Here is an 18106-nt window from a genome sequence, read left to right on the forward strand (position 1 = left end):
ATCCGATGTCTTGACGTTCAACCTGGAGCAAGGAGCCACCATGACGACAAACAAGGAAAAGCATCCGCACTCGGAAAAGAGCGAGCAGCAGATCGACAGGCAGGTCGAAGATAGCTTCCCGGCTAGCGACCCGCCTTCGACGGGCGGCACCACGAAGATCGAGCCGGAGCAGGACAAGTCAAAGGGCGGGCACGACAAGCCCGCCGGTCAATAGACGGATAAAAGCCGCGATGCCGGGACGCATCAGCAACGATTGTTCAGGAAAACCACCTAACGGCCATCCTCGAACTGCGGCTCCGCAATCACCGTTCGCGTCGCATCGATGCGACGGCACGCGGCCAGCATCTGCTGCAACGATGTCACGGAGCACTCCGCTTCCAGCGATTCCTGCTGTTCCGCGCTCCACTGCTGCGTATCCTCGGGTGTCCAAAGGCCGACCACGATCGCCACCTTCGGCAAGCGCGTGCGGATGCGCCGGATCAGATTGCGCAGATGCGACGGAATGCCGTCGATCTGCAGATACAGAAGGCAGACGATGCCCACGTCGTCCGCCACGAGGCTGTCGATCGACGCGCGCGACACCGCCTCGTGCGGCAGCGAGCGCGCCGCGAAGCCGTGCTTGCCGAGCAACTGCAGCAGGATGATCGTCGCCAGCGCATCGAACGGGCCACGGCCCGGCAGGCACAACACCCGGCTCGTCGGCGCATGCCAGGCGAACACGGGCGCGGCGGCGGACGGTTGGCCGATCGGCCCCTGCTGCTGGCCGTCGATCTGTTCGGGCGTGACCGTACTGGTGCCGATGCCACTGTTCGCGGCGTCGAGCGATCGTGGCATCGCCCGCGCGGCCGGCGTTTCGTCGGAGGGAGCCCGCGGCCCGACCGCGCCCGGGTTCGCCTGCATCGCGAGCGGCGCCGGCTCGCGATCCTCGTAGCCGTCGAGGCCGTCGACCAGGTCGTTGGTCGTCGACTCGATGCGCGCGAGTTGCGCGCTCGTCACGCTGCCGCGCGTGAGGTCATTGGCCGCGAGCCTCAAGCCCTGGATCGCGACTTCGTCGTAATAGGCAGACAGCGAGCAGTCGCGCAATAGCACTTCGGCCTGCTCGATCGCGTCATCCGGATCGCCGGCGAGCGCGCGTTGATAGAAGTTTTCGACTGGCGTCAGCGCGGGCTGATCGCCGAGCAGCACGTCGAGAAACTCGAGACGCCGCACGTGCCGCCCGAGCACCAGCAGACACAGCGTCAACGGTGTCGACAGGATCAGCCCGATCGGCCCCCAGATCCAGCTCCAGAAGATCGCCGCGACCACCACCGAAAACGGCGACAGGCCGGTGCTGCGCCCATACAGCAGCGGCTCGACTACCTGCCCCACCGCCAGTTCCGCGACCACGAACAGCACCAGCGACCAGATCGCCATCGCCCAGCCGGGACTGACCGCCGCAGCGAGCGCGGTGGGCAGTATCGCCGCGATCCAGATGCCGACGTAGGGCACGAGCCGCAGCAGCGCCGCGAGAATGCCCCACAGGATCGGGCTCGGCACGCCGATCAGAAACAGCCCCGCCCCGATCGCGACACCGACGCCGGTGTTGCCGCCGAGTTGCGACACGAAGTAGCGGCTCAAGCGCCGCGCGGTCTCGTCCATCACCGTGGTCGTGCGGTGCAGGTCGCGCGAGCCGAACAGCCGGATCGCGCGATCGCGCAGGTCATCGCGTTGCAGCAGGATCACGATCGTGACGACGAAAACGATGAACGCGGTTTCCAACGGACTGATGGCCGGCGACAGCACGCGTCGCGCGAGCTCGAACGGCGTGGGCACCGGCTCGCGCACTTCCACCGGCACCGCCGTCGACGCCTGCGGACTCGCCGCGGCCGCCGCGCCGTTCGACGCTCACGGCTGCGGCGGCTCGATCATCGCGCGCTGCAATGCCTGCCCTGCCTCGCTCGCGAAACGGTTCAGCTTGCCGATCGTCAGACTGTGCACGGTGTCGATCTTGTGCTGGATGGTCGCCTGATAGCGCGGCATGCCGGCCGCGAGATCGGTCAGCTGTGTGGCGATTACCGCGCACAGCAGCGCGATGACCGACACCGAGATCAGGACCGCCGCGCACACCGACGCGACATGGCCGAGTTTGAGCCGGGACAGCGCATCGGCGAGCGGTGCGACGAGAAAGCTCAACAGGATCGCGAGCGTGATCGGAATCATCACCGCGCTCGCGACGTACAGGCATGCGACCGCGATCACGCCGACGCCGAACGTGACGAGGCCCTCGATACCGAGTGCGGTGGAGGCCGCCTGAATGCGCGCGGCGGGGCTCGTGCCGCGCGGCTCGGGTGTGTCGTTCATCTTGCGGAGCGAAAATCGGGCATGGGAAAACGGTCCCTGAGCCGCACGCGGTTCGCCGGCTCGGAGTCTTATTGCTCAACACCGTTGAGCAATGTCTATTTCATCGTATCGCCCGACACCGGCCCGCTCTCGACCGGTGGTGCCTCCTTCTCGATCTCACTGCGGGCCTGCTCCCAGTATTGCTCGGGCGTGCCCTTCGGCTCGGCCGCCTGCTCCCACAGATAGTAGGCGCGCGTGCGGATCTGCTCGTCGACGCTCGGTTCATGTTCCATTTGTTCACCCCAGCCTGGCCGTTTGCGTGCGCGCGCCTGCCGTGGCGAAGATAGGAGACGCGTGCGTATCGTCAACCACAGAAGGAGCAAACCTTGTACCTGTGGTGCGGCCCGCTTTTGCAACGGGCTGGCGTCGCTCGCCAGCCTGGACTAGCCTGGCGCGGAGTCGCCTTCGTCGGAAGTCAACTGCTCTTCGAGGCGGTCGAACACGCGCTGCGTCGCGCGGCTCGGCGCTTCGAGCGCCAACAGCAGCAGCGAGCGGCCGGTCACCTGGTAGGCATCGCCCGCGCTGAATTGCGGCAGCTCGGCGCGCACCGGCATGTTGGTGTCGACGAGGCAGGTCCAGCGCTCGCCCTCGGGAACGTCGGGCAGCGTGAAGTTGACCACGTCGTGATAGGCGTTCAGCACCAGCAGCAAGGTCGCGTCGGACGCGAGGCGGCGAATGCCGCTCGCCTGCGCACGGCCGTCGATCACGAGGCCGAAGCAGCGCATCGCCGGATCGGCCCACTGCTCGTCAGTGATGTCGGTGCCGTCCGGCGATAGCCAGCGCGTGTCGGTCACGTCGAGCGTCTCGTTGTATTCGCCAGTCAGAAAACGGCCGCGCCGCAGCACTGGCAAACGGTGGCGCAATGTGGTCAGATTGCGCACGAACTCGGTCAGCGCGCGGCCGTCGTCGTCGATCGCATCCCAATCGACCCAGCTGATCTCGTTGTCCTGGCAATACGCGTTGTTGTTGCCCTGCTGCGTGCGGCCGAATTCGTCGCCGGCGAGAATCATCGGCGTGCCCTGCGACAGCAGCAGCGTCGCGAGCAGATTGCGCTTCTGGCGCTCGCGTTGCTGGCGGATGTCGGCGTCGTCGGTCGGTCCTTCGACGCCCATGTTCCACGACTTGTTGTCCGAATGGCCGTCGCGGTTGTCCTCGCCGTTTGCCTCGTTGTGCTTGTCGTTGTACGAGACCAGATCGTTCAGCGTGAAGCCGTCGTGCGCGGCAATGAAGTTCACGCTCGCCCACGGCCGCCGGCCGCGATGATTGAACTTGTCGCCCGACGCGGTGACGCGCGTCGCGAGATCGGCGGCGGTGCCCTCGTCACCCTTCCAGTACGCGCGCGCGGTGTCGCGGAAGCGATCGTTCCATTCGGCCCAGCCCGGCGGAAAACCGCCCACCTGATAGCCGCCGGGGCCGCAATCCCACGGCTCGGCGATCAGCCGGATGCTGGAGAGGACCGGGTCCTGGCGGCAGCTGTCGAGAAAGCCGCCGCCCTCGTCGAAACCGTGATCTTCGCGGCCGAGGATCGTCGCGAGATCGAAGCGGAAGCCGTCCACTTTCATTTCGGTGACCCAGTAGCGCAGGCTGTCGGTCACCATCTGCAGCACGCGCGGATGCGACAGGTTCAGCGTATTGCCGGTGCCGGTGTCGTTGATGTAGTAGCGCGGCTCGTCGGGCATCAGCCGGTAGTACGACGCGTTGTCGATGCCCTTGAACGAAACCGTCGGGCCACGTTCGTTGCCTTCAGCCGTGTGGTTGTACACGACGTCGAGTATCACTTCGAGATCGGCCTGGTGAAAGCGGTCGACCATCTCCTTGAATTCGCCGACCGACTCGGTCGATGACGCGAAAAAGCGCGGATCGGCCGCGAAAAAGCCGATCGTGTTGTAACCCCAGTAGTTCGTGAGACCCTTGTCGAGCAGATGGCTGTCGTTGACGAAAGTCTGGATCGGCATCAGCTCGACCGAGGTCACGCCAAGGCTGCGGATATGGTCGAGCACCGGCTGCTGCGCCAGACCCGCGAACGTGCCGCGCAGACGCTCGGGCACTCGCGGATGAAGTTTCGTGTAGCCGCGCACGTGCGTCTCGTAGAGAATCACGCGCTCCCACGGCAGCGCGTTGCGCTCCGGATGGCTCCACGAAAAATTCGCGTCGACCACCTTGCACTTCGGCACGAAAGGCGCGCTATCGCGTTCATCGAATGACAGGTCGAGCTCTTCCGAGCCGAGCGTATAGCCGAAGATTTCCGGCGCCCATTTAAGCTCGCCGATGTGCGCCTTCGCATATGGATCGAGAAGCAGCTTGTTCGGATTGAAGCGATGCCCGTTTTCGGGCTCGTAGGGACCATGCACGCGATATCCATAGACGGCACCCGGTTTCAGATTCGGTACGAACACATGCCATACCTCGTCGGTGTATTCGGGCAGCTCGATCCGTTCGAGTTCGTGTTGGCCAGTTTCATCGAACAGACACAGTTCGACTTTGGTTGCGTGCGCGGAGAACAACGCGAAGTTGACGCCACTGCCGTTCCATGTCGCGCCGAGCGGAAAAGGCGTGCCTTCGGCGATGCGCGTCGAGTAGCTGGCTGGGGATGACATAGGTGTTCTCAGTGGCTGCGAGGAGGTTGGTATCTCAGGGTCATGCATGTGTTTTTTTCAACTGCCTTTCCACGGGTTCTTTGCTGCTCATTGTTCCAGTGTAGGCATTCGAGGCCCGCGCCGGACATTGCACCGCGCGCAAGCAGCGGGCCGGTGGGTGCAGCAACTTATGGGCCTGATCCGCCTCGCTTTCCTCAGCTCAAAGTCGCGGCATGAGATTTGCAGCATAGCGGCAAGGCGCACGCATTGCGCGCCGTCGAAACGCCACGACACCAAATCGGGAGAACACAGATGCGCAACACGCAGATCACACCGCTGGCCGCTTCCGCATCGCTTCTCGCCGCCATTACGCTGATTTCCGCGTTGGGCACGTGCGGCAGCTCGTTCGCGCAAGGCGCGCCGCAGGCGATCACCGAAAAACGCACGGACGTCGTGCAGCTCGCGAGCGGCTATCGCGCGTCGAAGCTGTCGGGCGCGGACGTGTACAACCGCAACAAGGACAACATCGGCACGCTCGATGATCTGATCGTCTCGCCGGGCACCGAGCGCACCACGTATGCGATCCTGTCGGTCGGCGGCTTTCTCGGCATGGGCAAGCATCTGGTCGCCGTGCCGCTCAACGATCTGCAGATCGACAACCGGCGCGTCGTGCTGCCCGAGGCGACGAAGAAATCGCTCGAGGCGTTGCCGGAGTTCAAGTACGCGGATTGAGCGCGGCGTTGCCGCGTCGAATCGATCGACGCGGCAACGGGCCATCCATGCACATGCGTTCAGGGGCGTAGTCAGCCGAGCAGCTTGTCGGGCGTAATGGGCAAATCGCGGATGCGTTTGCCGGTCGCATGCCAGATCGCGTTGCACACTGCCGCGGCCACGCCCACCACGCCGATTTCGCCGACACCTTTGACGCCGAGCGGATTGACGATGTCATCGCGCTCGTCGACGAACAGCACGTCGATCTCGTGAATGTCGGCATTCACCGGCATATGATATTCGGCGAGGTTGTGATTCATCTGCCGTCCTAGCACGTGATCGAACTGGCCGTGCTCGTGCAGCGCCATGCTGATGCCCCACACGATGCCGCCCGCGACCTGATTGCCCGCCGTCTTCGGATTGACGATGCGTCCTGCCGCGACCGCGCTGACCACACGCGTGACCCGCACGGTGCCGAGCGCGTCGTCGACGCGCGCTTCGGCGAACACCGCCGAATGCGTGCCCATCGAATACGCCTGCTGCTTTTCGTGCGGCTTCACGCTGGCCTGCTCTTCGAGTTCGTCCAGCCCGGCGCGCTGCAACAGCGTCGCAATCGCGATCGAGTCGTCCGCGTGTGGCCCCGCACACGAGCCGGTTGCGCTCGCGCCGCACGTGTTCGCGAGTCGCCGACGCGAACCGTGCCCCACCATGTTCGCGCGCCAGTTCAACCAGACGATTGTGCAGGCGCGTACACGCGGCATCGACTGCGCTGCCCACCGACGACACCGTCCACGATCCGCCCTCGATCGGCGCCCTCGGCAGCCGGGTGTCGCCGAGTTCGAAGCTGACGTCGCCGAGCGGCACGCCGAGCGCGTCGGCGGCGATCTGCGTCATCGCGGTGTAGGTTCCGGTGCCGATATCGGCGGTCGAGCTCGACACGCTGACGCGGCCATCGGGCGTCAACACCGCGCGTGCGGCCGCTTCGTTCTGCATCGCGTCCCACGCACCGGTCGCCATGCCCCAGCCGATCAACTCGTTGCCGTCGCGGCGTGCGCGCGCCTCGAGCGGCCGCCCCGCCCAGCCGAAGCGGGCCGCGCCTTCGCGATAACAGTCGCGCAGCGCCTTGCTCGAAAACGGCAGATTCCTGTTCGCGTCGCGCTCCGCATAGTTGACGAGCCTCAATTCGAGCGGGTCCATCCGCAATGCCTCGGCCAGTTCGTCCATCGCGACTTCGAGCGCAAAGAGTCCTTGTGTCGCGCCGGGCGCGCGCATGTCGGCCGGTGTCGGCACGTCGAGCTTCGCGACCCGGTAGCCCATCGACACGTTGTCGCATCGATACAGTTGCCCCGCCCAGTCGACCACCACGTCGCAGTAGTCCTCGTAGCGCGAGGTTTCCGACACCGCCTCGTGGATCACTGCCTGCAGGCGGCCATCCGCCGACGCGCCGAGCGCGACGCGCTGCACCGTTTGCGGACGATGCGCGAAGGTGAACATCTGCTGCCGGGTCAGCGTGACGCGCACGGGTTTCTTCAGTTCGCGCGCGGCCATCACCGCGAGCGCCAGATGATATTGCGGCCGCAAGCCGGAGCCGAATGCGCCGCCGACGAACGGCGACACCACGTGCACTTCGTCGTCTTTCAAACCGAACACACGCGTCAGATAGCCCTTCGTATTGACGACCCCCTGAGTCTTTTCATAGACGGTCAAGCGTCCTTGCACATCGGGCACCACGGTGCATCCGTGCATTTCCAGCGGATTGTGATACTCCGGTGGTGTCGTGTAGAACGCGTCCACGCGCGCCTTTGCAGCGGCCAACGCCTTGCGTGGGTCGCCACGCTCGGGCGGAGGCGAATCGAAGCCGCCCTTCTCGGCCGACGGCGGCACGGCGCTCGTCAACGCTGCTTCGATATCGGTCTGGTGCGAGCCGGCCTCGTAACGCACCTGCACCAGCGACGCCGCGTAGCGCGCCAGTTCCAGCGATTGCGCGACCACCAGCGCGACCGGCTGCCCGCTGTACCACACGCGCTCGTCCCACAGCGGCCTCAATGGCGTGCCGCCGGGCGCGACCATGTCCTTGAACGCGTCGACGTCCGACGGCAGCGCCGGGCGCTTGCGATGCGTGAGCACGAGCAGCACGCCGGACAGCGCCTCGGCGGCCGAGGTATCGATCGACACGATCTTGCCTGTCGCGATCGTGCCCGACACGACGACGCCATACACGAGCCCTTCGACGCAGAACTCGGCGGCATATTGCGCGGCGCCGGTCACTTTGACGGGCCCGTCCACACGCGAATGCGGCACGCCGGTGGCAGGCTTCGGGCTGCCTGTCGACGGCAAGGTTTCGGCACGGTTCATCGCGCGGCCTCCTCGAACGAACGTTGTGTGGCCTCGCCGAAGGCGCGCACGATCACGCGCGCCGCGAGTTCGATCTTGAACGCGTTGTCGCGCTGAGGGCGCGCACCGCGCAGCAGCATCGCCGCGAAATCGCGCAACGTTTGCGCGTTCAGCGTCGCGCCGCGCAGTGCGGCTTCGGCGGCGGGATCGCGCCACGGCTTGTGCGCGACCCCGCCGAGCGCGCAACGCGCGTCGACGATCCGCGACTCGTCATCGAGTTCGACACCGACCGCGGCCGCCACCAGCGCGAACGCATACGATGCGCGGTCGCGCACCTTCACGTACGCGTGATGCGCGGCAAAACCTTGCGGCGGCAGTTCGATCGCGGTCACGAGTTCGTCGTCGCGCAGGTTGGTGTCGATATGCGGCGTATCGCCGGGCAGCCGGTGAAAATCCGCGAACGGCAGCGTGCGTGCGCCGTCGTTGCCGATCAGATGCACGGTGGCGCCGAGCGCCGCCAACGCGACGCACATATCGGACGGATGCACGGCGATGCAGTGCTCGCTCGCACCGAGGATCGCGTGAATGCGGTTCACGCCGTGCAGCGCCGGACAGCCGCTGCCGGGTTCGCGCTTGTTGCACGGCGTGCCAATGTCGTAGAAGTAGTAGCAGCGCGTGCGTTGCAGCAGATTGCCGCCGACCGTCGCGACGTTGCGAATCTGCGGCGACGCGCCCGCCAGGATCGCTTTCGCGAGCAGCGGGTAGCGTGTCGCGACGGTATCGTCATACGCGAGCGCGCTATTGGTTACGAGCGCGCCGATCTTCAGGCCGCCTTGCGCCGACGCTTCGATCTGCCTGAGCGGCAAACGGTTGATGTCGACGAGCAAAGCCGGGCGCGCCACGTCTTCGCGCAGCAGGTCGACGAGATTCGTGCCGCCCGCGAGGAACGCGGCGCCCCTGTCCGAACGATGCCGTTCGAGCGCATCCTGCACCGCATCGGCGCGCGTGTACGAGAAGCGGTTCATGGCCGCGCTCCAGCTTTATTCGCGACCGCACTGTCTTGCCTTGCGTCATCGTCACCGAAATGCGCAGTGTCGAGAATCGCCGCGACGATGTTCGGATACGCGCCGCAGCGGCACAGATTGCCGCTCATCTGCTCGCGCACATCGTCCGCGCAGCGCGCATGTCCTTCTTCGAGCATCGCGTGCGCCGAGCAGATTTGTCCGGGCGTACAGTAGCCGCACTGGAACGCGTCGTGATCGATGAACGCCTGCTGCAGCGGATGCAACGTGTCGCCGTTCGCGAGACCTTCGATCGTCGTGATCGATGCGCTGTCGTACACGACCGCGAGCGCGAGGCAGGTATTGATCCGCTGGCCATTGACGATCGCCGTACAAGCGCCGCATTGACCGTGATCGCAGCCCTTCTTGGTGCCGCTCAGGTGCGCATGCTCGCGCAGCAGATCGAGCAGCGAGGTCCACGCTTCGACGTCGAAGCGCCGCGTCTCGCCGTTGATCTCGAACGTCAATGCATGCGACTCGGGCGCGTCGGCCCGGGCGGTTTCAGCATCGGGGATAGCCATCGGATTTCCTCCTCACAAGGCATCGCGCAAGCAATGCGACACGCGACGGAACTCAACGCAACTCAAACCCATGCAAAGCGGCGACAGCGCGCGAGCGCGATGCCGCCGCGGCGTCCGGCGCGGCGCGAGGCAGGCCGGCGCGCTCGACGGATCACTTATTGCCCCGCCCCACTACCCGCGTGCGGCGGCGTCGCGCCTTTGAAGCGCCTGTTGGTGGTTTTCCCATTGCCGCCACCGGCGACGCCATTGGTGGCGCCCCCCGATTCGCCGACATTGCCGTTCGCGTTGTTCGCGCTGGTCGTATCCGGCGTGCGCGACTCTTCCTGACTTGCGCCGGGTTGCGCGGCAGACTTGCTGTTTTGCATGGACGGATTGGTACCGGTCTGCGCGAAGCCCGCCTGCGCGAAGCCTAGCGCGAGGCAGCCTGAAACGAGCGCGGCACCCACTTTGACGGATACATCGATCTTCATGGCACTCTCCCTTATGACGTTATGAAAACCCACTGCGCGAACCTCGTACGTGAGCGCAGGCGGCCATGCCGCCATCAGTTCGACAACCTAAATAATCGGCGCGCCGCCCGTTACCGCAATGGTCGCGCCCGAGATGTAGCTCGCTTCATCCGACGCGAGCATCACGTACGCGGCGGCCAGTTCGGCCGGTTGGCCGGGGCGCTTCATCGGCACCTGCTTGCCGAACTGCTCGACCTTGTCGGCCGGCATCGTCGATGGAATCAACGGCGTCCAGATCGGTCCCGGCGCCACGCAGTTCGCGCGAATGCCTTTTTCCGCGAGCAATTGCGCGAGGCCACCGGTGAAGTTCTGGATCGCGCCCTTGGTGGTCGCATACGCGATCAGGCCAGGATTCGGATGATCGGCATTGATCGACGACGTATTGATGATCGCGCCGCCCGGCTTCATATGGCGCACCGCCGCGCGCGTGATCCTGAACATCGCGCCGATGTTGGTATCGAAGGTCTTGTCCCATTCTTCGTCGCTGATCGCATCGAGCGACGGATAGCTCATCTGATACGCGGCGTTGTTGACCACCACGTCGAGCCGGCCGAATGCCTCGATCGCCTTGTCGACGATCGCATCGCAATGCGTGCGATCGCGGATATCGCCGCCGACCAGCACCGCCTTGCGACCCGTTTCCTCGACCCAGCGCGCGGTCTCGCGCGCATCGTCGTCTTCGTCGAGATAGGCGATCAGCACATCCGCACCTTCGCGCGCGAACGCGATCGCGACCGCGCGGCCGATGCCGCTGTCGCCGCCGGTCACGATCGCCGCCTTGCCTGCGAGACGCCCCGATCCTTCATAGGTTTTCTCGCCGTGATCCGGTTGCGGGTTCATGTCGGCCGTGCGGCCGGGCCTCTGGTCCTGCTGCTGTTCAGGAAACGGCGGTGCCGGACGTTGCGTGTCGCTCATGTCGGATCTCCCTCAATGCGAATGACCATGGGCGGCGCGCACGAACGCGCCGCATCATCGGTCTTTCAGCAACGAGTGGGCCTGCATGCAATAGCGAGCGGAAACTCCTGCGCGCCGGGCGGCGCAGGCGCACACATGGCTTAAGAAACTGCATTGGACAGAACGGTGGCGGACAGATGGCAGATTGATGACAAACGGATTCGCGGAGCGACGAGTGCGATTTCCTGCCGACGACCGTGCAGAAATGACAGAACTGTCAGGAAGTTTTCGCTAACAGCGTGATTCAGATGATGGCTCCGCCGCGTGCAACGCCGCCGCCGATTCGAGCACGCGCAGCAGACGCTCGGGCGTCAACGGTTTGGCGCAATGCGCGTCGAAGCCCGCGGCCTTCGCGAGCGCGCGATCGTCGCGCGACGCAAACGCGGTACACGCGACCAGCAGCATGTGTGAAGTCTGCGGATGCGCGCGCAGCCGCCGCGCGAGTTCGAGCCCGTCGAGTCCCGGCATCTTGATGTCGAGCACCACCGCGAACGGCTGCCATTCGCGCGCGGTCTCGCACACGGCAAACGGATCGTCGAGCGCGCGGCATTCGAAGCCGTCGGCCATCAGTAGCATTTGCAGCGCATCGGCCGCTTCCCGGTAATCGTCGACTACCAGCACACGACGATGCGCGGCCATCGCATAGCGGATCGGTCGCCATACGAGCACGTCGTCGCTGCTGTCCACGTTGTCGTTGAACACAGTCATTATTTCTCGCCCTTTACATTGGCCCTGAAGGGCATCCGCGCCACACGTGCAAGATTCGATCCCATTGCTTTTGCCGGACTACGAGCAGCTTTTTGTTATTCCCGGTTCGCATCGGACGATGCCGCGGCCAGCACGCCTCGTCGCGCATTCCAGCGTTTCAATCAGCTGGAATGCGGGATTCAGCGTGCCCATTCATCACGACGTTTGAATGACGGCGCCTGCGATGTGCGCGCTGCGCAACATCGATTGACGCTCTGTCTTTGTGCTATCCGCCTCGTTCCGGGGCGTCGCATGTTATCGGTAATTTCAACGGATTGGGGGGCCACGCAATGCATGCCGCTTGCGCACTGATGGCGCGAATCGATGACGCGGTCTTAACAAAGAATAAGCGACGATGCCGATAAAAAAATGCTCGACATGTTAGGGGTTTGTGCTCTGCGGGTTATCCCGCACGGTTATCGATGAAGCCTTTCAGCATCGCAAGCGTATCGGCGTCGTCGATATGTTTGTCCGTACGCCAGCGCAGCATGCGTGGAAAACGCACGGCCACGCCGGACTTGTGACGCGAGCTCGCTTGTATCCCTTCGAAGCCGATCTCGAACACGAGCGTTGGCGTCACGCTGCGCACGGGACCGAATTTATCGACGGTGGTCTTGCGCACGATCGCATCGACCCGACGCATCTCTTCATCTGTGAGCCCTGAATAGGCCTTCGCGAACGGCACCAACGTGCGCACGCCGTCGGCCTCGTCCCACACCGCGAACGTGTAGTCCGTGTAAAGACTCGCGCGACGGCCATGACCGCGCTGCGCGTAAACAAGTACAGCGTCCACCGCATGAGGCTCGATCTTCCATTTCCACCACGTGCCCGACGCCTTGGTACGACCGACGCCGTACATCGACTCGCGCTCCTTGAGCATCAAACCTTCGACGCCGCGCGCGCGGCTCTCGTCGCGCAACGCCGCGAGCGCGGTCCAGTCCGCTGCAAAGACGAGCGGCGATATGCGCAGCAAACCACGCGCGAGCGTGCCATCGACGGAGCTGGCCAGCGCATCGAGGCGTGCGCGCCGTTCAGCGAGCGGTTTCATGCGCTGGTCCTGTCCGTTTGCTTCGAGCAGATCGTATGCGAGCAGCGCGGCGGGCGAATCCGCGAGTATCTTGCGTGTCAGCGTCTTGCGCGCGATGCGCGGTTGCAGCCGCGCGAACGGCAATGGCGCTGCCGCGCCGGGCTCCCACGCGAGAATCTCGCCATCGATCACGTAGCCATCGGGTAATGACTCGCCCAATGCCGCGACTTCGGGAAAACGATCGGTAATCAGATCCTCGCCGCGCGACCACAACCACACGCGGCCGCCGCGTTTGACGAGTTGCGCGCGTATGCCGTCCCACTTCCACTCGATCAGCCAGTGCGCGGGATCGCCGAGCGTCGCCGGATCGGTCTGCAAGGGATGCGCGAGAAAGAACGGATACGGCAGGCCGAGGTCGCTATCGTGTTCAGGCGCGCGCGCTTGCGTATCGTCGTCGGTCTGCGGCGCGATCAGACGCAGATAGCGCGCCGCATCGGGCTTCTGTTGCGAATCGGTCCAGCCGACCATTCGTTGCGCGATCCGCTTGTGATCGACACCGGCCACTTCGGCGAGCGCACGCACCACCAGTTGCCGCGCGACGCCGACACGAAAGCCGCCACCGATCAGCTTGGTCAGCAGGAAACGACCACCCCAGTCGAGTTCGTCCCAGTAGCTGAGCAGACGCCTGCGCAACTCGTCGGGCGGCAGGCCGCGCAACGGCAGCATGCGTTGCTCGATCCATTGCGTGAGACCCAGCTCGGAGTTGCGCGACGCGGGCGGCAGGATATGCGCGATGGTCTCGGCCAGATCGCCCACCGCGTGATACGACTCCTCGAACAGCCACTCGGGCAAGCCGGCGCGCTCGCGCGCGATTTCGGTCAGCAAACGCGTCGGCACGAGTTGACGCGGCTTGCCGCCCGCGAGGAAATACGACGCCCATGCCGCGTCTTCGGGGTCGGCCACCGAGAAATAATTGGTCAGCGCCGCGAGCTTGTCGTGCGTCGACGTGGTCGCATCGAGCGCGGTGTAGAGAGCCGCGAAGCGTTTCATACGGTGCCCGTCATGATTCGCTCGCCGCCGGCGCCTGGTCGGCGCCGGCCGCGTCGGCTTCGACGGTATCGTCGCCGTATTGCGTTTCGAACGCGCTGGCGTGCAGGCCCTGCTCGTTGAGCCAGCGCACCATCGGTTCGATCGAGCCATGCGTGACGATCACGCGGGAGGCGCCGCTCTCGCGTATCGCCGTTTGCAAACCCGGCCAGTCCGCGTGATCCGACAGCACGAAGCCACGATCGACGCCGCGCCGGCGACGCGCACCGCGCAGGCGCATCCAGCCCGACGCGAACGCATCGCTGTAGTCGCCGAAGCGCTTGAGCCACGCGCTGTTCTGCGCGGACGGCGGCGCGACGATCAGCGCCTGTTTGAATACGCCCTTGTCTTTCGCGGCAATCTCGCCGACCAGACCGACCGCCGGCAGACGCACGCCCGCGTCGCGATACGCGCGATTGAGCGGCTCGAGCGCGCCGTGGCAGAAGATCGGCCCGATCGCCGCATCGACACTCGCGAGCACGCGTTGCGCCTTGCCGAATGAATAGCAGAACAGCACCGATGCGCGCCCTTCGGAGGCGTTGTGACGCCACCATGAATCGATCGAATCGAACACGCTTTGCGGCGTATCCCAGCGATAGATCGGCAGACCGAACGTCGATTCGGTGATGAACGTATCGCAGCGCACCGGTTCGAACGCGGCGCAGGTCGGATCGGCTTCGAGCTTGTAGTCGCCCGACGCCACCCACACGTGGCCCGCGTGCTCGATGCGCACCTGCGCCGAGCCGAGCACGTGCCCGGCCGGATGCAGCGACACGCGCGCCGCGCCAATCGTCAGCGGCTCGCCGTAGTCGAGCGTGTGCAGCGCGATGCCCGGCAGCCGCGATAGCAGCACGCTCGCGCCCGCGCGCGTGGCCAGGTAGCGCTGATGACCGAAACGCGCGTGGTCGGAATGCGCATGTGTGATCACCGCGCGTTCGACCGGCCGCCACGGATCGATGTAAAAATCGCCGGGCGGGCAATACAGTCCCTCCGGCCGCGCGATCACCAGATCGTTGGCTTGCGGCGCGGTGTCGGTCTGACGCGGCGACTGATCCATCGGCTGTCCTCGGCAAGGGAACGCGATCTTGCGAACGCGGCCAAGCAAACTATATGCCCCGCCATTGATGGCCCCGTTTCTGCTTACGGTATATAAAGCACACAGGCGTGTCGAGAGCGGCTGCCATCCGGCAGTGCCAGGCGCGCACCGCGAGGCCTCATGCCGATCCTGCTCGACCAGCAAGCGCTGTATATCGCCAGACATCCCTGGCGCTTCCTGCTGCAAACGCTGAAAGCGTTTCGCGCGAACCAGGGGCTGCTGCTCGCGGGCGCGGTCGCGTACTACGCGTTGCTGTCCATCGTGCCGCTGCTGATCCTGATCGTCATCGTGTTGTCGCGTGTGGTGCCGCAGCAGCTGGTGCTCGACGCGCTTGCGCATCTGCTGCGCTGGCTCGTGCCCGGACAATCGGCCGCGCTCGTGCGTGAGCTGTCGAACTTCCTGCTGCATCGCGCGGTAATCGGCTGGGTGCTGCTGCTGACGATGATCTTCTTCAGCTCGCTCGCGTTCACCGTGCTCGAAAACGCGATGTCGCTGATCTTCGTGCATCGGGTCGTCGTGAAGCGGCGCCACTTCCTGATCTCGGCGCTGCTGCCGTACTGCTACATCCTGTTTCTCGGCGTGGGGCTGCTGCTCGTCACGTTCGTGTCGAGCGCGCTCGACACGATCGGCGCAGAAGGACTCAGACTGTTCGGCCTGCACGTGTCGTTGCAGGGCTTCTCGCGAGTGATGCTGTATCTGTTCGGGCTCGCCGGCGAAATCTTCGTGCTGACCTCGGTGTATCTGGTGATGCCGGTGGGACGGCCGTCGCTCAAACACGCGCTGATCGGCGGCGTGGTGGCCGGCGCGTTGTGGGAGATCACGCGGCACGTGCTGGTCTGGTATTTCGCCACGCTGTCGCAGGTCAGCGTCGTCTACGGTTCGCTGACGATGGCGATCGTGATCCTGCTCAGCTTCGAATGGCTCGCGACACTGCTGCTGTTCGGCGCGCAGGTGATATCGCAATACGAGCGCTTCGGCCACGAACCACTCGACGCGCCGCAACCGAGGATCAAGACCGGCTAAGCAAGCCAGTCGCAAGGAACAACCCTTGCTCGCTCGATACCGACCATAGCCGCCCTTTTCGCGCGGCGGCATCGACTGGCTATCGAGGGAGCGAGGATCATGGCTGAAACCGTCGGCGATTTCATCATCGGGAGGCTGCATGCATGGGGCGTGCGGCGTATCTACGGCTATCCAGGCGATGGCATCAACGGCGTGTTCGGCGCGTTGAACCGCGCGCAGAGCGAAGCGAAGAAACGCCACAAAAGCACGGATCAGCCAGGCCCGATCGAATTCATTCAGGTTCGACACGAAGAAATGGCCGCTTTCATGGCCGCCGCGCATGCGAAGTTCACCGGCGAGTTGGGCGTGTGCATCGCCACCTCGGGGCCGGGCGCATCGCATCTGCTGACGGGGCTGTACGACGCGCGCATGGATCACATGCCGGTGCTGGCGATTACCGGTCAGCAGGCACGCGCGGCGATCGGCGGACACTATCAGCAGGAGCTCGATCTGCCCGCGATGTTCAAGGACGTGGCCGGCTCGTTCGTCGGCTTTGCGACGATGCCCGCGCAGGTCCGCCACCTGGTCGATCGCGCGGTGCGCATCGCGCTCGCCGAGCGCGCGGTCACGGCGCTGATACTGCCGAACGATCTGCAGGACATGTCCTACGAGCCGCCGGGGCGCACGCATGGCACGCTGCATTCGGGCATCGGTTACGCGCGCCCGCGCGTCGTGCCGAGCGACGAGCAGTTGCGCCAGGCCGCCGACGTGCTGAACGCGGGCCGCAAGGTCGCTATCCTGGTCGGCGCGGGCGCGCTGCACGCGACCGACGAAGTGATCGCGATCGCCGAGAAGCTCGGCGCCGGCGTCGCCAAGGCGCTGCTCGGCAAGGCCGCGCTACCCGACGATCTGCCGTGGGTGACCGGTTCGATCGGCCTGCTCGGCACGAAGCCGAGCTACGACATGATGACCCATTGCGATACGTTGCTGATGATCGGCTCGGGCTTCCCCTACTCGGAATTTCTGCCGAAGGAAGGCGACGCGCGCGGCGTGCAGATCGACATCAAGGCCGACATGCTGAGCCTGCGTTATCCGATGAAAGTTAACCTCGTCGGCGATAGCGCCGAGACGCTGCGCGCGCTGCTGCCGCTACTCGAGGAAAAGAAGGATCGGCTGTGGCGCGAGCGCATCGAAGGCTGGGTGTCCGACTGGTGGAAGACGCTGGAGAAACGCGCGCACGAACCCGCGAAAGATGGCCTGAATCCGCAGCTCTCGGTCTGGGAGCTGTCGAAGCGCATTCCCTCGAACGCGATCGTCGCCAGCGATTCGGGCTCGGTCGCGAACTGGTACGCACGCGATCTGCAAGTGCAGCGCGGCATGATGTGCTCGCTGTCGGGCGGGCTCGCGTCGATGGGCGCGGCCGTGCCCTATGCGATCGCCGCGAAGTTCGCGTACCCCGAGCGGCCCGTGATCGCGCTCGTCGGTGACGGCGCGATGCAGATGAACAACATGGCGGAGCTGATCACAGTCGCGAAGTACTGGCAAGGCTGGAGCGATCCGCGCTGGATCTGCATGGTGCTCAACAATGGCGACCTGAATCAGGTCACATGGGAGCAGCGCGTGATGGAAGGCGATCCGAAGTTCGAGGCCTCGCAGAGCATTCCGTCCGTGCCGTATCACCGCTTCGCGGAGCTGATCGGTCTGAAGGGCATCTATGTCGACAATCCCGATCAGATGGCCACCGCCTGGGACGACGCGCTCGCGTCGAATCGTCCGGTCGTGATCGAGGTGAAGGCCGATCCGAACGTGCCGCCGCTGCCGCCGCATGTCACGCTCGCGCAGGCCAAAGCGTTCGCCGAGACGTTGATGAAGGGCGACCCCGATCAGGCCAACGTGGTGGTCGAAACGGCGAAGCAGATGCTCGGTGCCGTGCTGCCGGGGCATCACGACAAATGACGCGGTAGCGGCTCGACGACGCGTGTGCGCGCCAACGTTCGACGCAGAACGTGGCTGGTAAAATGGCGCGCGCTCCGTGCACGCGCTCATTGGGTCTGCTTCGCCGCAGGCCATCACGTCGGCCGTTATCTCATGCTCACACACGTC

General features: G+C 65.0%; 13 protein-coding genes and 2 pseudogenes. 4 read left to right on the forward strand and 11 right to left on the reverse strand.

The features are described 5' to 3' along the window. Positions 1-40: 40 nt before the first annotated feature. Positions 41-214 carry a hypothetical protein gene (locus OKW41_RS11435; protein WP_429348585.1) on the forward strand — a complete coding sequence of 58 codons (174 nt, stop codon included), beginning with the start codon at positions 41-43 and terminating at the stop codon, positions 212-214. A gap of 56 nt (positions 215-270) precedes the next feature. Here OKW41_RS11435 and OKW41_RS11440 read toward each other — a convergent pair. From OKW41_RS11440 to glgX, 3 genes and pseudogenes are all read right to left on the reverse strand, one after another. Further along, positions 271-2340 (reverse strand): annotated as a pseudogene (locus tag OKW41_RS11440) (AI-2E family transporter). A gap of 95 nt (positions 2341-2435) precedes the next feature. Continuing rightward, on the reverse strand, positions 2436-2612 hold the full coding sequence (locus OKW41_RS11445; RefSeq protein ID WP_429443557.1) for a DUF2934 domain-containing protein: 177 nt from the start codon (positions 2610-2612) through the stop codon (positions 2436-2438). 150 nt (positions 2613-2762) lie between these two features. Next, a complete protein-coding gene (gene glgX / locus OKW41_RS11450) occupies positions 2763-4976 on the reverse strand; it encodes a glycogen debranching protein GlgX (RefSeq protein WP_429443560.1) in 2214 nt (737 codons plus the stop codon). A 291-nt stretch (positions 4977-5267) separates the two neighbouring features. On the opposite strand from glgX, the gene OKW41_RS11455 reads away from it, so the two are divergent. Beyond that, entirely contained in the window at positions 5268-5687 is a 420-nt protein-coding gene (locus tag OKW41_RS11455) for a PRC-barrel domain-containing protein (protein ID WP_429572542.1), read from the forward strand. Positions 5688-5758: 71 nt separating this feature from the next. Here OKW41_RS11455 and OKW41_RS11460 read toward each other — a convergent pair. From OKW41_RS11460 to OKW41_RS11495, 8 genes and pseudogenes are all read right to left on the reverse strand, one after another. After that, a pseudogene (locus OKW41_RS11460) lies at positions 5759-8021 on the reverse strand (xanthine dehydrogenase family protein molybdopterin-binding subunit). After that, a complete protein-coding gene (locus OKW41_RS11465; RefSeq protein WP_429572543.1) occupies positions 8018-9025 on the reverse strand; it encodes an FAD binding domain-containing protein in 1008 nt (335 codons plus the stop codon). Before OKW41_RS11465 ends, OKW41_RS11460 begins: the two are co-directional and overlap by 4 nt. After that, positions 9022-9582: a (2Fe-2S)-binding protein gene (locus OKW41_RS11470; protein ID WP_429572544.1), complete on the reverse strand. Its 561-nt coding sequence runs from the start codon at positions 9580-9582 to the stop codon at positions 9022-9024. Before OKW41_RS11470 ends, OKW41_RS11465 begins: the two co-directional genes overlap by 4 nt. Positions 9583-9737: 155 nt before the next feature. Next, complete coding sequence (locus OKW41_RS11475; protein WP_429572545.1) at positions 9738-10052, reverse strand: hypothetical protein; 315 nt, start codon at positions 10050-10052, stop codon at positions 9738-9740. An 87-nt stretch (positions 10053-10139) separates the two neighbouring features. Continuing rightward, positions 10140-11006: a glucose 1-dehydrogenase gene (locus tag OKW41_RS11480; RefSeq protein WP_429572546.1), complete on the reverse strand. Its 867-nt coding sequence runs from the start codon at positions 11004-11006 to the stop codon at positions 10140-10142. 270 nt (positions 11007-11276) lie between these two features. Continuing rightward, entirely contained in the window at positions 11277-11753 is a 477-nt protein-coding gene (locus OKW41_RS11485) for a response regulator (protein WP_018425151.1), read from the reverse strand. 442 nt (positions 11754-12195) lie between these two features. After that, entirely contained in the window at positions 12196-13869 is a 1674-nt protein-coding gene (locus OKW41_RS11490) for an ATP-dependent DNA ligase (protein ID WP_429572547.1), read from the reverse strand. A 10-nt stretch (positions 13870-13879) separates the two neighbouring features. Then, positions 13880-14962, reverse strand: a complete 1083-nt coding sequence (locus OKW41_RS11495; RefSeq protein WP_429443579.1) for a ligase-associated DNA damage response exonuclease — start codon at positions 14960-14962, stop codon at positions 13880-13882. 159 nt (positions 14963-15121) lie between these two features. Here OKW41_RS11495 and OKW41_RS11500 point away from each other — a divergent pair, with 159 nt between their 5' ends. Further along, positions 15122-16024, forward strand: a complete 903-nt coding sequence (locus OKW41_RS11500; protein WP_429443581.1) for a YihY/virulence factor BrkB family protein — start codon at positions 15122-15124, stop codon at positions 16022-16024. 99 nt (positions 16025-16123) lie between these two features. Next, positions 16124-17959, forward strand: a complete 1836-nt coding sequence (locus tag OKW41_RS11505; RefSeq protein ID WP_429572548.1) for a thiamine pyrophosphate-requiring protein — start codon at positions 16124-16126, stop codon at positions 17957-17959. Positions 17960-18106 lie beyond the last annotated feature (147 nt).

This window comes from Paraburkholderia sp. UCT70 (genome assembly GCF_050434085.1).
Taxonomy (GTDB): Bacteria; Pseudomonadota; Gammaproteobacteria; order Burkholderiales; family Burkholderiaceae; genus Paraburkholderia; species Paraburkholderia tuberum.